The sequence below is a fragment of the Janthinobacterium kumbetense genome (assembly GCF_023703445.1).
Classification (GTDB): domain Bacteria; phylum Pseudomonadota; class Gammaproteobacteria; order Burkholderiales; family Burkholderiaceae_D; genus Janthinobacterium; species Janthinobacterium kumbetense.
The window spans coordinates 52836-67313 of record NZ_JAMQGR010000007.1; the positions used below are offsets into that span (position 1 = coordinate 52836).

The following is a 14478-nucleotide window of genomic DNA, read 5'->3' on the forward strand; positions in this document are numbered from 1 at the left end:
CCGCGCGGGTGCGGCGTGAATCATTGTAAGGGATTGCGCCTGCACGTGCCGGACGTTGGGTACGGGCAAAAAAAACGCCGTCAATGACGGCGTTCCTGTGCAACACGGCTGGCGTTCAGCGCTTGCGGCGCAGCCAGCTGGCGGCAACGGCGGCAACGGCCACGAGGACCAGGGCCGGCTTGACCAACTTCTTGCGTCCGATAAAGGACAGCGCCGTCAGCACGTAAGGCATGGCGCCTTGCAAACGCATGCCGCCCGGCGCCAGCAGGGATTCGACGCGGTGGCCGGCAAAGCCGACGGCCGTTTCGACCACGCCCTGCAGCATCGATTCGGGACGCAATGCGTAGCCCACGTTGGCGCGCGCATGCACGATGCCCACGCGGTACATTTCACCCTGGGCGATCAGCAGGCGCTTGCGGGCGGCTTGCGCCGCCAGTTTGTCGTTTTCCGACATGAATTCTCCTCGTAAGGCCGCTTACATCAGCATGTCGCGGTCGGCCTTCAATTCCGCCATGGTGGCCGGCATGGACAGCTTTCCTTGACGCAACATGGCGCGCGCATACATGACCAGGGCGATCGCCAGCAGTACGAACACGACCGTCATGATCGCCAGGATCTTCCAGCCCAGGCTATCCCAGGCCAGGAAGACGACCAGCACGCTGCCGTAAGCGATGGCAAACAAGCCCGCCACGGTCGCCAACGCGAAAATGACAATCAGCTGCAGCATGTGATTGCGCACTTCCGACAGTTCGATGGTGGCCAGTTCCAGCCGCGACAACATCAGTCCGACGGCGTTTTTGGCCAGGCCGGCGACCGAGCCGATCAATCCCGGCCCCTGGTGAGACGAAGCAGACTTGTCCATATCGCTCCTGACAGTGGATTACTTGCGGCCCAGGATGAAGCCAACCAGCACACCGACGCCAGCGGCGACGGCCACGGTCCGCCATGGGTTTTCCTTGACATAACCGTCTGCCTGGGCAGCCATCTGCTTGGTGGCAACGATGGCCGACGCTTGCGCTTCATGCGCTTTGGCCAGCGCAGCATCCAGGGTTTTCATGCCCTTGACGCGCACTTCATCGGCTTTTTCGCCGGTCAGGGCGGCAGCGGCGCTGAACAGGGCCTGGGCGTCCTTGACCAGGGTTTTGACATCGTTATTGACGGTGGTGATATTGTTTTCCAACATGGTTTAGCTCCTTAGCTGTGGATGAATGTAGTTACTATACCTACTTTACTCAAAAACACTATTCCATTAGATCGCGCATATCATCGGCGTGCTCTTCCTCGACAGCCATGATTTTGATCAACAAATGGCGTGTGGTCGGGTCTTTGTCGCCGATTTTCACGATCATCTGGCGATACGACTCGATCGCCACCCGTTCCGCGATCAGATTGGCACGCACCATGCTTTGCACGTCTTCGGAGTCATCATACTCGGCATGGCTACGCGCAAGCAATGTTGCAGGATTAAAATCTGGCTTGCCATTCAATTGCACGATGCGCTCGGCCAGCCAGTCGGCGTGTTCCTGCTCCTGCTGCGCATGTTCCAGGAACTCGGCCTTGATGGTGCCGTTGTCGCGTCCGCTCACCGTGTAGTAATGGCGTTTATAGCGCGCAATACACACCAGTTCGGTGGCCAGCGCCCCATTCAACAGGGTGATCAACTCCTGGCGGTCGCCCTGATAGCCGGCCGTCACGGCGCCATCGTCCAGGTTTTTCGCGGCGGCGCGGATGGCGGCCGTATCGATGCCAGCTGGAATCTCAACAGATGTTTGGGTCATGATGTTTCCTTTCAAGTCTTGCATGGGTATCCACCGGCCAAGGTTCAGCCGGTGCTGCCTACTAACAAATCAAACACCTGGCAAAACCGTAGTTTGGCCTGGTGTTTTAGCGGCGGGCGGGAATGGCCGTGTTGTCCTCAGACAGGACAATTTCCACCCGGCGATTCAGCTGGCGGTTCGCCGCCGTATCGTTGCCGGCGGCCGGGTAAGCGGCGCCATAGCCTTTCGTGGCGATGCGGTCGCGGCTGATGCCTTGCTCCAGCAGCGCATTGCGCACGGACTCGGCGCGGCGTTGCGACAATTCCAGGTTGTGCGCGGAACCGCCCGTGCTATCCGTAAAGCCTTCGATCAGCACGGTGCGTTGCGGGTTGTTTTTCAGCACGTCGGCCAGCTTGCGCGCCGTATTCGCGCCATCGGCCGTCAAGTTCGCCTTGTCCGTGCCAAACAGCACGTCGCCCAGGGTGATGACCATGCCCCGTTCCGTTTTCTTGGCTGCCAGGTCGGCCAGCTGCGCTTCCAGACCGGCGGCGCGCGCTTGCGCATCGCGGGCCGACGCTTCAGCCGCTTGTGCCTGGGCCTTGGCCGCTTCCGCATCCGCTTGCGCCGACTGGGCGCGGGCCGTGGCCTGGTCAGCCTGCTGCGTGCGCGCATCGAGGCGCAACTGGTCGCGCTGCTTGCCGGCGTTGGCGATATCGGCTTCCGCTGCCTTTTGCTTGGCAACTTCTTGCGCCGTGGCTATCTTTTGCTTGGCCAGGTAAGCCAGCTTGTCGACCTTTTCGCTATCTTCCTGGCGCGTGGCGGCCGCGTTTGCCGCTTCCAGGGCTGCGCTCGCTTCGCGGAATTCGCGTGGCGCATAGGTCGACACGATCGGATTCGATTGCGCCGCCATGTAGTCGCCGCGCGTCTGGTCGAGCAGGCTGGTGGTGGTCGGTGCGGAGCTGCAAGCGGCAACCAGGGCGGCCATGGCCAGCAGGCCGGGAATGGTGGTGTAGGTAGCTTTTTTCATGATGGAGTCCTGTTATTGTTGTTGCTTATTGTTTTGGGGCTTGCTGATTGGCACGGTCGAGTTCTTCGCGCATGACGCGGATGTTTTCGTTGATTTCATCGGCGGCCGATGTCGCCTTGGCCGAGTTGGCCTTGCTTTGCGCCAGCTTGGCGTCCGCTTGCGCCTGGTCGGCCAGGTCGCGCGCCGTCTTGTAGTCGCGGTCTTTCAAGGCCTGGTTAGCCATGCGCATTTTTTCGCGGGCCGAACGCATTTCATCGGGAGCCAGGTCGGCGGCGCCGGCGCTGGCGGCGTTATCGACGGCGGCGCGCGACACGGCGACATCGGCCGTGGCTGGCGTTTTCAGGCTGGAACAGCCCGTCATCAGGACGACGGCGCTGATGCAGGCAGCCAGGGCGGTCAAGGGGGTTTTGATGGAATCTCGGTTTGTCATTTTTCTTCTCCTGGAGAGTGAGGTAACGATATAAGTCATACATGGAACGAATCAGGAACTGCGTTTGATGTATGACGTTATAGGCCCCGCATCCCCGCATATCCGTTCGGTGCCGCACATAGGGTAGGAAATCGACAATACTTGCATGGGCAACGTGCGCCAGCGCACGTGTCCGCCAGCAAAACCTGAAACAGGCCCGGCTTTGGAGCGATTCCTGTAGCATCTGACTACTTGTCCAGAAAGAATCAGCTCATGCCGCTCTCCCGCCGTCAAAAAATCGCCCTCGCCAGTACCGCCGTGCTGATCGCCCTGCCCGTCACGGCCGCCGTCGTCCTGTTGAACATGGACTGGAACCGCGCCAAGCCCTGGCTCAATGCGCGCGCCAGCGACGCGCTGGGGCGGCCGTTTGCCATCGAGGGCGACCTGGCGCTGACGTGGCAGCAGCCAGCCACCGCGGAGCGAAAAACCTGGCGCGACTATCTGCCCTGGCCGCACCTGCAGGCAAAGGACGTGCGCCTGGGCAACCCGAACGCCATGGCGGACACGGGTGAGAAGGCGCAACTGGCCACCGTGAGCCAGCTGGCGTTCTCGCTCAATCCGCTGGCCCTGCTGGACAAGAAAATCATCATCCCGCAATTGCGCTTCGACACGCCGCAGGTGCGCTTGCTGCGCAGCAAGGATGGCAAGAACAACTGGACCTTCGACAAGCAGGACCAGCCATCGCCATGGCAGCTGGAATTGCAAAGCGTGGTCTTCAGCAAGGGCACCGTGACCCTGGACGATGGCGTCAGCAAGACGGCGATGCGCGCCGATGTCGACACCATCGCGGACGATGCGCGCTACGGCATCGCGTGGACGCTGTCCGGCACTTACCGCGGCGAAACCGTCAAGGGCGGCGGCAAGGCGGGCGGCGTGCTGTCGTTGCAGCGGCAAGGCACGCCCTTCCCCATCCAGGCCGACATGCGCGCCAGCGGCAGCAGCGTGGCCATCGAAGGCACACTGACCCGCCCGACGGACTTGGCCGCGCTCGACGTGCGCCTGAAAATATCCGGGCCCAGCATGGCGCGCCTGTATCCGTTGACGGGCGTGCTGCTGCCGGAAACGCCGCACTTCAGCACGGAAGGCCATTTGACGGGCACCCTGGCGCCGCGCGGCGGCGAATGGGTGTACGACCAGTTCAGCGGCAGGGTGGGATCGAGCGACATCAACGGCAAGCTGGCCTTTTCCGCCAGCACGCCGCGCAAGCGCCTGACGGGTGAAGTCCACTCGCGCCTGCTGCAATTTTCCGACCTGGGTCCGCTGGTGGGCGCCGATTCCAGCGCCAGCAAGAAGGAACGGGGCGTGCCGTCGACGCAGCCGGCCGGCCGGGTCTTGCCGGTGGAAACCTTCAAGACGGAGCGCTGGACCAGCCTGGACGCCGACGTGCGCTACACGGCCGACAAGATCACGCGCGATGCCGAGTTGCCGATCAGCAAACTCGACACGCATGTGGTGCTGACGGACGGCGTGCTGTCTTTGACGCCGCTCAACTTCAACGTGGCGGGCGGCACCCTGACGTCGCAGATCAAGCTCGACGGCAGCGGCAAGGTCATCGCCAACGGCATCGCGGCCGAACTCAAGGCCAGCGCCCGCCATCTGCACATCCAGCAACTGTTCCCCCGCCTGCCGGCCCTGCAAGCGAGCGTGGGCGAAATCAATGGCGATGCGTCGCTGTCGGCCACGGGCAATTCCGTCGCCACCCTGCTGGGCAGCTCGAACGGCGAAGTGCGCGCGCTGATCAACCGGGGCAGCATCAGCAAGCTGTTACTGGAAGAAATGGGCTTGAATATCGGCAGTATCGTGCTGGCCAAGCTGGCAGGCGACAAGCAGGTCAAGCTGAACTGCATGGCGGCCGACTTCGCCGTCACCAAGGGGCTGATGCGCACGCGCCAGTTCATCGTCGACACGGATGACGCCATCCTGAATATCGATGGCACGGTGAACCTGGCCGATGAACGGCTGGACCTCACCCTGCGGCCGGACAGCAAGGGCTTGCGCATCTTTTCGCTGCGCTCGCCCCTGTATGTGCATGGCACTTTCAGCAAGCCCGACGTGAGCGTCGACAAGGGCGTGCTGGCCCTGCGCGCTGGCGGCGCGCTGGCGCTGGCCGTGGTGGCGCCCGTGGCGGCGCTGCTGCCGCTGGTCAACACCGGCCCCGTCGAGGATAGCGAATGCGCGGCCTTGCTGGCCCAGGCGCGCGTGAAACCGGTGGCGCCCAAGCCGGGCAAGACCGTGCGCAAGGCACGTTAAGCGCGGCATGTGTGCTTTTACAATTGTTACACCCCTATGTGCGTTGCCGAACAGACCCTGCCTTGCCGCAAATCTATTCTGTGATCGTGCCTGAAACACCCAAGACGTGGCGATACGAAGTCCCACCGGCCCATACCATGCCGGCGCCACGAGGTCCGAATTCATAGGAGAACTATCATGCAAATCATTAAAAAAATCGCCGCCACCACTTCCGTTGCCGCCCTGCTGCTGAGCCTGACGGCTTGCGCCAACATGTCCGGCCAGGATAAAAACACGGCCATCGGCGCCGGCATCGGCGCCGTTGCCGGCTCCGTGCTGACGGGCGGCAGCGCTGTCGGCGCAGTCGGCGGCGCCGCCGTCGGCGGCGTGATCGGCAACCAGGTCAAGCCGAAGTAATCGTTGATCGAAAAAGCGGGGTGGGTGCCCAGGCGCCCGCCCCGCTTTTTTGCGTCCGGCTTCCGTTGATGAAATTGAAAAGTTATTCTGAGGAAATTAGACGAAGACGTTGGCCATGCCGATGGCGCCGCTATCCTTGACCAGCTCGTAGCAGCGGCAGGAAACGGCTTCCAGGCCCGCCGAATCGAGGATCTCGATATTGCCGCGGCTGTAGGTGATGAGTTTTTGCTGTTGCAGCGCGCTGGCCGCCTTGGTCACGCCGACCCGCCGCACGCCCAGGGTGTGGGCAAGGAATTCATGCGTGAGGTGAAATTTTTCCGACTGCAGGCGGTCGCGCGTGATCAGCAGCGAACGGGCCAGGCGCGCCTCGAGCACGTGGAAGCGGCTGCACACGGCAATCTGGATGGCTTGCGCCAGCAAGGTGTCCGTGTAGCGGTACAGCAAACGCTGCAGGGATTCGAGCTGGGCGAACTCGGCGCAGAACTCCGCGCGCGCGATGCGGCTGGCCGTACCGGAACGTTGCACCACGGCACGCACTTGCGCCAGGTCATGACCGAGCGCGACGGACGCGCCCAGCACGCCTTCGCGGCCGACGGAACCCACTTCCAGGGTCATCCGCCCTTCCGCCACGGCCAGCAGCGAGATCAGGCAATCGCCGGGGAAATAGATGTGGCCGATAGGCTGGCCCGGTTCGTACAGCACCTCGCCCACCTCGACCGTGACGGTATCGAACAGCGCCGTCAGGTGCCGCAAGTCGTGCTCGGGCAAGCTGGCCAGCAAGCGGTTGCCGGCGTCTGGCGCACCCACGGGCGAACCCAGGCCGGATCGGCCTGCATCGCGGGGCAGGGTCATGCTGGCAGTCGTTGGTGGCATTGCTTTTCCTCGGTGTCGTTACAACTCGACATAATTTTTACCTAGCCTACGGTGCAGTACCGGCCCTGTATGTACGGTGACGCACGGAAGCAGAGCAAGCGGCACAGCACACTGGCAACAGACGCACATAACACGCAGAACACGCACTACCCTTTTTACTATTTTAAAAAAACCAAGGAGCCTTCCATGACTACCACCACCAAATCCCTCCATCCGCTGGTGCTTGCCGCCGCCGTCGCCGTCCTGCTGTTTTGCGGCGTGGGCACGGCTGCCCTGATGGGCTGGCTGCCCTCCTCCCAGGGCGACACCCAGCCGCTGGCGGCCAGCACCTCGGCCGAGCAAATGGCCAACCTGCAGGCGAACCAGCCGCCAGCGAACCTGCAGCCTGCCGGCGCCTTGCCGCTGGCCGCCCTGCCACCGCAGCAGCAGCCACAGCAACCACAGCAGCAACCCGTGCGCCAGCCGCAGCCGCAGCCGCAATACGCGGCCGCCCCGGCGCCGCAGGTGTGCGCCAATTGCGGCGTGATCGAAGCCATCCATGAAGTCAATACGCGCGCCGAAGGCAGCGGCGTGGGTGCGGCCGGCGGCGCCGTCGTCGGCGGCTTGCTGGGCAACCAGGTGGGCGGCGGCCACGGCAGGCAATTGGCCACCGTGCTGGGCGCCGTCGGCGGCGCCGTGGCCGGCAACCAGATCGAAGGCAGCGTGCGCGCCACGCGCAGCTACAACATCGTCGTGCGCCTCGATAACGGCAAGACACGCACCGTGCACCAGAGCGCCGCGCCGAACTGGCGCCAGGGCGACCGCGTGCGCGTCGTCAACGGCGGCTTGCGCGCCATGGGCTAAGCGAACCGCGGCGGCGCCGCTGCCGCGATTAGTTGCAAATTAAACACACGCCCGGCTTGTCCGGGCGTTTTCTTTTTAGCAATGTTCGCTGGCGTACAGATGAGCTTGCAGTCCCGCGAGATGATGCATTCAGGAAAGTTCAACGGAATGTCAAAGGAGACGCCATGGAAGACGACAAGACAGGCAGCAACAGGATCTGGCTGGGCTTTATTGGCGGCGGCTTGCTGGCCACCGCGCTGGGCTTTTGCGCGCTGGACCTGGCGCCGCCGGCGGGCAGCCCCGTATTCGGCGTCATGCTGCTGCTCACGGGCGGCATGGTCAGCTGCCTGGCTGGCGCAGTCGGCATGGCCGGCATGCTGGCGTGGGTGCCGGACATGGCCGATGAACACGCGGACCGCCCCCGATAGTTGAGCCTTGTGTACGACAGCGTACAGAACGCAAGGGAAACAAAGTAGACACTTAGTCATGGCATCAGCGTTCAGCGACCCGGTCGCCGCGCAATGACAAGAACCGATGACGGCGCCACGCGCCAGCGCCTGCAAGGCCACAGCAGTCGCCGTCATCCACACATTACTCTCGGAGGACACATCATGCTGTATACAATCGCCGTCGTACTCATCATTCTTTGGCTGCTGGGCCTGGTAACTTCCTATACCATTGGCGGCTTCATCCACATCCTGCTGGTGGTCGCCGTGATCATGGTGCTGCTGCGCCTGATCAGCGGGCGCGGCTTATAGCCCAGGCCCTTAGCCGGGTCTGACAAGAGCGGCGCGCGTGCAAACGGGCGCCGCCTTTTGCCGTATTTTTCGCACGATGTGCGCGCACTGGCAAGCGGCGTCGTTTTGCAGTAACGTGTACAGGTAGTCCTGGGTATGTCCCCATAACAAAACAAGGAGAAAATCCATGAAAGAAACATTCAAAAAAGGCCCTGGCGCCAAATCCCTGATCGGCATGCTGGTGATCGCATTGGCCGCCACCGGCTGCGCGGACATGTCCTCGACGCAACGTGGCACGGCCACGGGCGCCGGCATCGGCGCGGGCCTGGGCGCCTTGATCGGCGGCACCACCGGTGGCGGCAGCAGCGGCCGCACGGCCGGCGGCGCCCTGCTGGGTGCGGCGGCTGGCGCCGTGGTCGGCAATATCTGGTCGAACCGCATGGAAAACCAGAAGCGCGCGATGGAACAGGCGACACAGGGTACTGGTGTGCAAGTGTCGCAAACGGCCGATAACCGCCTGAAAATGGAAATTCCAAGCGATATTTCCTTCGACACCAACCGCGCCGACATCAAGGGCAACTTCCGCCCGATTCTCGACCGCTTCGCCGCCACCCTGAATGAAAACCCGAACACGACGGTCAGCATCATCGGCCATACGGACAGCACGGGCAGCGATTCCATCAATGAACCGCTGTCGGTGGAACGCGCGGCCCACACGCGCGACTACCTGTCCATGCGCGGCGTTTCGCCGACCCGCGTCGTCACGGAAGGCCGCGGCGCCCGCGAGCCGATCGCTTCGAATGCGGATGCCTCGGGACGCGCACGCAATCGCCGCGTGGAAATCTACGTAGCCGAAATGGCTCCACGGGGGTAACACCGAACCAAACCTACTGCGCGTCGGTATAGGCGGCTTGCGATGCTCACCGTACTTTAGTACGGTTGCGCTTCTCGGCCACCTCTCCCTTCCGCTCGCTACGGTTTTGTTCGGTGTCGGGATGTTGACATCAAAATCAAGATCGTAAAAAAACCCGCTGGCAAGGTCACTTGCCAACGGGTTTTTTCCATTTAAAGCAGCTTATTTTGAAGCAGCTTATTTCGACGTCGTTGCCTTGGCGCCGCTTTCACCCTCTTTCGCCACCTTGGCGAAGTCGCCCGCCGTCACGATCGACACGGCCGAAGGCTTCAGGTAGTCGCGCAAGCCTTGGTTCACTTGCGCCAGGGTCAAGGCGGCCACTTTGGCTTCCAGGTCCTTGTTGTACGCCATGGTACGGTCTTGCGCCAGATAGCCGGCCAGTTCGCGCGCCAGGCCCGCATCCTGCGTGCGCTCCACTTCTTCCGATTGCAGCCAGCCCTTTTTCGCTTCCGTCAATTCGTCTTGCGTGAAACCGTCGGCCAGCACCTTGGCGATTTCCTCGCGCAGGGCCGCTTCCACCTTGACCGTGTTTTGCGGCGCACTGATGGCATACGCCATCCAGTAACCGGCCGGTTCGCGCGATGGAATGCTCACTTGCGAGCCGACGCCGTACGACAGGCCTTCCTTCTGGCGGATGCGGTCGGCCAGGCGGCTGCGCAAGGCGCCGCCGCCGAGCATGTGATTGGCGATCAGCAAGGCGGGATAGCTGGCGGCGTCATCCTTGAGGGGAATAGGCTGGATGGCGAACAGCACGCTGTTCGCCTTGTCCGGCGTTTCCAATTTGACTTTCTCGCCGCTGACGGGCTTGACGGTGTCAAGAATGCGCACATACGGCTGCTGCGCCTTCCAGCTGCCGTACAGGCTGGCCACTTGCGCCTTCAGCGCGGCCGGGTCGAAGTCGCCCACGGCAGCGAAAGTCGCGTTCGACGCGCCATAGTAGGCGCCATGGAAGGCTTTCACGTCGGCCACCTGGATGGCTTTCCATTGCGCCAGCTCGGCCGGCAAGGTGGCCACGTGGCGCACATGGCCTTCCGGCGTGGCGTCGAGCAGGCGGCGGAAGGCGTTCACGGCCAGCGGTTGCGGTTCAGGCAATTCCTGCTCCGCGCGGCCGACGCGCTCGCGCTGCAATTCCAGGAATTCCGTCTCGTTCAAGGCCGGCTTTTGCAGCACTTGCGCCAGCAAGTCCATGGCAGCAGGCAAGTTTTCGCGCTTGCCTGTCAGCATGGCGGTGACGCCCTCGGCGCCGCCCGTGATGGCGACCTGCATGCCCAGCTGGTCGAACTTATCCTTCACTTCCTGGCGCGACAGTTTCTCCGTGCCGCGCGACAACAGATTCGCCGTGTAGCTGCCCACTTGCCCCTTGCCGCGCAAGCTCTCTTCGCTGCCGATCCGCAGCTTCAACACGACGCTGACCGTACTGCCCTTGGTTTTCTTCGGCAGCAAGGCGCCCTTCAAGCCGTTCGGCAAGGTGAAGCGCGTGGTGCGCGCTTCGATATTGTCTGGGCTGGGATCGAACGCTTCGCCCTGCGCCACGACGGCGCGACCCGTGTAGCCGGCCAGTTGCGGCGCCACATCGGCGTAGGCCGGCACGACGGTGCGGTCCGGCGCATCGGTCGGGATGAAACGGCCCAGGGTGCGGTTCGAGCTCTTCAGGTATTTCTCGGCCGCCGCCTGCACTTGCGCCGTCGTCAGCTTGTCGAGCTGGTCGCGCTGCAGGAAGAACAAACGCCAGTCGCCGGCCGCCAGCGATTCCGTCAGGGCGATCGTCAGGCTCGCCGTGTTCGAGGTGGCCAGTTCGATCTGCTTGTTCAGCTGCTGTTTCACGCGCGCCACTTCCGCGTCCGTGACCGGCTGCGATTTCAAGTCTTCCAGCACTTTCAGCATGGCAGCTTGCGCCGCATCAAGGTTGCCATCGACGGGCACCAGCGCGCCGAACAGGTTGTAACCGGGCTCCAGGTTGCTCACGGAGTTGTATTCGATCTTGCTGGCCAGCTTGCTTTCCACCAGCGCCTTGTGCAGGCGGCCGGCCGGCGCGTCCGTCAGCACGTGGCCCAGCACCTCGATGGCGACGGCGTCCGGGTTGCCGGACGGCGCCACGTGGTAGCCGGCGCCGACGAACTGCGTGCCGCCGCTGCGGCGCACCGTCACGGCGCGCTCGCCATCCTGCACGGGTTCGGCCGTGTAGGTCGGCTCGATCACGCGCGTCGGTTTCGGGATCTTGCCGAATAGCTCATTGATCTGCTTCAAGACCTTGGCTTCGTCGAAGCGGCCCGCCACCATCAGCACGGCGTTATCCGGTTGATAATATTTATGGTAAAACGCGCGCAGGCGGGGAATGTTCACCTGCTCGATGTCGGAACGGGCGCCGATGGTCGACTTGCCATAGTTGTGCCAGTCATAGGCGACGGCCTGGATGCGTTCGCTCGTCACGCCGATCGGGTCGCTTTCGCCCATTTCGAACTCGTTGCGCACGACGGTCATTTCGCCCTTCTGCGTCTTCGGATTCCACAGGTCGTTCTGGTCGATGGCCGCGTTCACCATGCGGTCCGCTTCCATGGCCAGCATCTGGCGCAGGTTGTCGTCGTTGGCGGGGAAGGTGGCGTAGTAATTGGTGCGGTCGTACCAGGTGGTGCCGTTGAACTGGGCGCCCGTCGAGTTCAGGATCTCGACGGGGGTCTTGGTTCCCTTCTTGACGCCGAAATTGGCGCTGGGCTTGAACAGCAAATGCTCGAGCAAGTGGGCCATGCCCGTTTCGCCATAGTTTTCATGGCGCGAACCGACCAGGTAAACGATGTTGGTGGTCAAAGTGGGCTTGCTGGCGTCGGGGAACAGCAGCACGCGCAAGCCATTGGCCAGGCGGTATTCCGTGATGCCTTCGACGGACGTGACTTTGACGGCGGCGCGGCTGGGCGCAGCCTTGCCGGCTTTCTGGGTCGGCGCCGCTTCCACCGGGGTGGCGGCAAGGATGAACGAAGGCGAGAGAATGCCGGCGGCAAGCAGGAGGGCGGTAATGGGTTTCAAGGCAGAGTCCTGGTAACACTACGTTTTAGACAAGCGCACAAGCGGCGCCATGGAATGCAAACGCAAGAATTGCCATGGACCCGCGCTGCGTCTTCGCTGCCCAGGGAAATCATTGCTCTCGCAATTTACGGCATACTTATCACTTACGCAAGTCCTGTCATCGAGCTGTTATGTGCCCGTGTTATACTCCCTGGTTCCAGAACTATCTGCCTGTATATGAGACGAGCTCTCGTCCTGCTCTGCCTTTTTGTTTTCATCGCGTTACCCCAGGCGTTCGCCAGCATGGCCTACGCCAGTCCTTCCCCATTCCAGCATGCAATCGCGGCCGGCGCTGCCGCCACGCCCGCCTTCGGCATCGATTGTGCTGACGCCAGCCTCCATGCGGGCCTGCCTGGCGACAGCTGCGATACTGAAGAATGCGACAACGACCCCATCACGCTGTACCCGAGCTCGCGCCAGGGGGCGCCGTTTTGCGCCATCATTTGGCAAGCGGGACCGGGCGCACTTGCCGAAGCGGACGTGCGGCTGGCCACCCGGCCGCCGCGCGTCCGCCCCTGAAGACATGCATGCAGCACCCACGCGCCCGGGGCTTTAGCCACCAGGCACGCTTTACACTGATCGACTTTACAAGGTTATACACATGGAATGGTTATTTGACCCGACAATCTGGGTCGGCCTGCTGACGCTGGTCGTACTGGAAATCGTACTGGGGATCGACAACCTGATTTTCATCGCCATCCTGGCCGAGAAATTGCCGCCGCACCAGCGCGACAAGGCCAGGGTGCTGGGCCTGACCCTGGCCCTCGTCATGCGCCTGGGCCTGCTCTCGCTGATTTCCTGGCTGGTCACCCTGACCACGCCATTATTTTCCATACTGACATTCTCATTTTCGGGACGCGACCTGATCCTGCTCGTCGGCGGCCTGTTCCTGCTGTTCAAGGCCACCAGCGAGCTGCACGAGCGCCTCGAAGGGGTCACGCACGCCCAGACGGGCCCGAAAGTCTACGCCGGCTTCGGCCTCGTGGTGGCGCAGATCGTCGTGCTCGACGCCGTCTTTTCGCTCGACGCCGTCATCACGGCCGTCGGCATGGTGGAAAACCTGTACGTGATGATGGCGGCCGTCGTCATTTCCATCGTCGTCATGATGCTGGCGTCGAAAGTGCTGACGCGCTTCGTCAACGCCCACCCCACCGTCGTCGTGCTGTGCCTGAGCTTCCTGCTGATGATCGGCCTGTCGCTGGTGGCCGAAGGCCTGGGCTTCCACATTCCGAAAGGGTATTTGTACGCCGCTATCGGTTTCTCGATTGTCATCGAATTCTTCAATCAGCTGGCGCGCCGCAACTTCCTCAAGCTGCAGTCGAACGCCCCGCTGCGCGACCGCACGGCGCAGGCCGTGTTGAGCCTGCTGGGCGGACGCAAGGGCCGCGAAGCCGTGGAAGAGCACGAAGTCAAGGAACTGCCCGACGTTTCCGCCTTCGGCGTGGAAGAGCGCAACATGGTCAGCGGCGTGCTGACCCTGGCCGAACGCTCGATCCGCTCCGTCATGACGCCGCGCGGCGACGTGTCGTGGGTCAACCTGAACGACAGCAGCGAAAAGATGCTGCAATTGCTGCGCGAAACGCCGCACAGCATGATTCCTGTCTGCAATGACGACCTGGACAACGTGGTCGGCATCGCGCGCAGCAAGGACCTGATCGAGGACCTGGTCTCGCGCGGCAAGATCGACCCGGACAGCATGCGCGAAGCCGTCGTCGTGCCGGAAGCGGCCGGCGTGCTGAAAGCCATGGAAACGTTAAAGCGCTCGCGCGGCCAGCTGGTGCTGGTGGTCGACGAGTTCGGCACCGTGCAGGGCGTGCTCACGCCCATCGACATTCTGGAAGCCATCGCCGGCGAATTCCCCGACGAGGACGAGCAGCCGGACGTGGAAGTGCTGGGCCCCGGCCACTGGCGCATCGATGGCGCGACGGACCTGCATTACCTGGAGCAAGTGTTCGAGACGGAAACCCTGGTCAGCGAAGATGGCGAATACAACTCGCTGGCCGGCTTCCTGCTGGCGCATTTCGAGAACATGCCGGCCGTGGGCGAAGTGCTGGAACTCGATGATTTACGCTATGAAATCATCGAGGCCGACGAGCGCCGCATCGCCTGCGTGGACGTGCGCCGCATCGAGCCCGATCACAGTTTGTAACACAATGGCAAGCGTGCCCCGCTTG

The 14478-nt window shown here is 62.8% G+C and carries 16 protein-coding genes; 8 read left to right on the forward strand and 8 right to left on the reverse strand.

Annotation, left to right across the window (positions count from 1 at the left end):
• Nucleotides 1–115: 115 nt before the first annotated feature.
• The 6 genes from NCG91_RS18940 to NCG91_RS18965 all read right to left on the reverse strand — a co-directional run bounded on the left by NCG91_RS18940 (nt 116) and on the right by NCG91_RS18965 (nt 3214).
• Nucleotides 116–454: a hypothetical protein gene (locus tag NCG91_RS18940; protein WP_035826249.1), complete on the reverse strand. Its 339-nt coding sequence runs from the start codon at nt 452–454 to the stop codon at nt 116–118.
• A 21-nt stretch (nt 455–475) separates the two neighbouring features.
• Nucleotides 476–862, reverse strand: a complete 387-nt coding sequence (locus NCG91_RS18945) for a phage holin family protein (protein WP_251350778.1) — start codon at nt 860–862, stop codon at nt 476–478.
• Nucleotides 863–880: 18 nt separating this feature from the next.
• Nucleotides 881–1183, reverse strand: a complete 303-nt coding sequence (locus NCG91_RS18950; RefSeq protein WP_035826246.1) for an ElaB/YgaM/YqjD family protein — start codon at nt 1181–1183, stop codon at nt 881–883.
• Between the two features lie 58 nt (nt 1184–1241).
• On the reverse strand, nt 1242–1778 hold the full coding sequence (locus NCG91_RS18955; RefSeq protein WP_070224913.1) for a ferritin-like domain-containing protein: 537 nt from the start codon (nt 1776–1778) through the stop codon (nt 1242–1244).
• Between the two features lie 106 nt (nt 1779–1884).
• Nucleotides 1885–2784: an OmpA family protein gene (locus NCG91_RS18960; RefSeq protein ID WP_099664889.1), complete on the reverse strand. Its 900-nt coding sequence runs from the start codon at nt 2782–2784 to the stop codon at nt 1885–1887.
• A gap of 25 nt (nt 2785–2809) precedes the next feature.
• The gene (locus NCG91_RS18965; protein ID WP_099664890.1) at nt 2810–3214 is read right to left on the reverse strand and encodes a DUF4398 domain-containing protein; all 405 of its coding nucleotides are present in this window, start codon (nt 3212–3214) and stop codon (nt 2810–2812) included.
• A 252-nt stretch (nt 3215–3466) separates the two neighbouring features.
• On the opposite strand from NCG91_RS18965, the gene NCG91_RS18970 reads away from it, so the two are divergent.
• A complete protein-coding gene (locus tag NCG91_RS18970; RefSeq protein ID WP_251350779.1) occupies nt 3467–5503 on the forward strand; it encodes an AsmA family protein in 2037 nt (678 codons plus the stop codon).
• A gap of 177 nt (nt 5504–5680) precedes the next feature.
• Complete coding sequence (locus tag NCG91_RS18975) at nt 5681–5899, forward strand: YMGG-like glycine zipper-containing protein (RefSeq protein ID WP_010396384.1); 219 nt, start codon at nt 5681–5683, stop codon at nt 5897–5899.
• Between the two features lie 96 nt (nt 5900–5995).
• On the opposite strand, the gene NCG91_RS18980 is transcribed toward NCG91_RS18975, so the two are convergent.
• The gene (locus tag NCG91_RS18980; protein ID WP_099664892.1) at nt 5996–6772 is read right to left on the reverse strand and encodes a Crp/Fnr family transcriptional regulator; all 777 of its coding nucleotides are present in this window, start codon (nt 6770–6772) and stop codon (nt 5996–5998) included.
• A 186-nt stretch (nt 6773–6958) separates the two neighbouring features.
• Between NCG91_RS18980 and NCG91_RS18985 the strand changes: the two genes are divergently transcribed.
• The 4 genes from NCG91_RS18985 (at nt 6959) to NCG91_RS19000 (ending at nt 9205) form a co-directional block, all read left to right on the forward strand.
• A complete protein-coding gene (locus NCG91_RS18985; RefSeq protein ID WP_251350780.1) occupies nt 6959–7615 on the forward strand; it encodes an outer membrane lipoprotein in 657 nt (218 codons plus the stop codon).
• 164 nt (nt 7616–7779) lie between these two features.
• A complete protein-coding gene (locus NCG91_RS18990; RefSeq protein WP_251350781.1) occupies nt 7780–8022 on the forward strand; it encodes a hypothetical protein in 243 nt (80 codons plus the stop codon).
• Nucleotides 8023–8205: 183 nt separating this feature from the next.
• Nucleotides 8206–8352 (forward strand): lmo0937 family membrane protein, encoded by a 147-nt coding sequence (locus NCG91_RS18995; protein ID WP_010396376.1) that lies wholly within the window; start codon nt 8206–8208, stop codon nt 8350–8352.
• Nucleotides 8353–8566: 214 nt separating this feature from the next.
• Complete coding sequence (locus NCG91_RS19000) at nt 8567–9205, forward strand: YiaD family glycine zipper/OmpA-like lipoprotein (protein ID WP_099668175.1); 639 nt, start codon at nt 8567–8569, stop codon at nt 9203–9205.
• Nucleotides 9206–9421: 216 nt separating this feature from the next.
• Here NCG91_RS19000 and NCG91_RS19005 read toward each other — a convergent pair whose 3' ends face one another.
• The gene (locus NCG91_RS19005; protein WP_251350783.1) at nt 9422–12265 is read right to left on the reverse strand and encodes a M16 family metallopeptidase; all 2844 of its coding nucleotides are present in this window, start codon (nt 12263–12265) and stop codon (nt 9422–9424) included.
• Between the two features lie 282 nt (nt 12266–12547).
• Here NCG91_RS19005 and NCG91_RS19010 point away from each other — a divergent pair, with 282 nt between their 5' ends.
• Together NCG91_RS19010 and NCG91_RS19015 are read left to right on the forward strand one after the other, a co-directional pair.
• A complete protein-coding gene (locus tag NCG91_RS19010; protein WP_251350784.1) occupies nt 12548–12823 on the forward strand; it encodes a hypothetical protein in 276 nt (91 codons plus the stop codon).
• Nucleotides 12824–12905: 82 nt separating this feature from the next.
• Nucleotides 12906–14453 carry a TerC family protein gene (locus tag NCG91_RS19015; RefSeq protein ID WP_251350785.1) on the forward strand — a complete coding sequence of 516 codons (1548 nt, stop codon included), beginning with the start codon at nt 12906–12908 and terminating at the stop codon, nt 14451–14453.
• Nucleotides 14454–14478 lie beyond the last annotated feature (25 nt).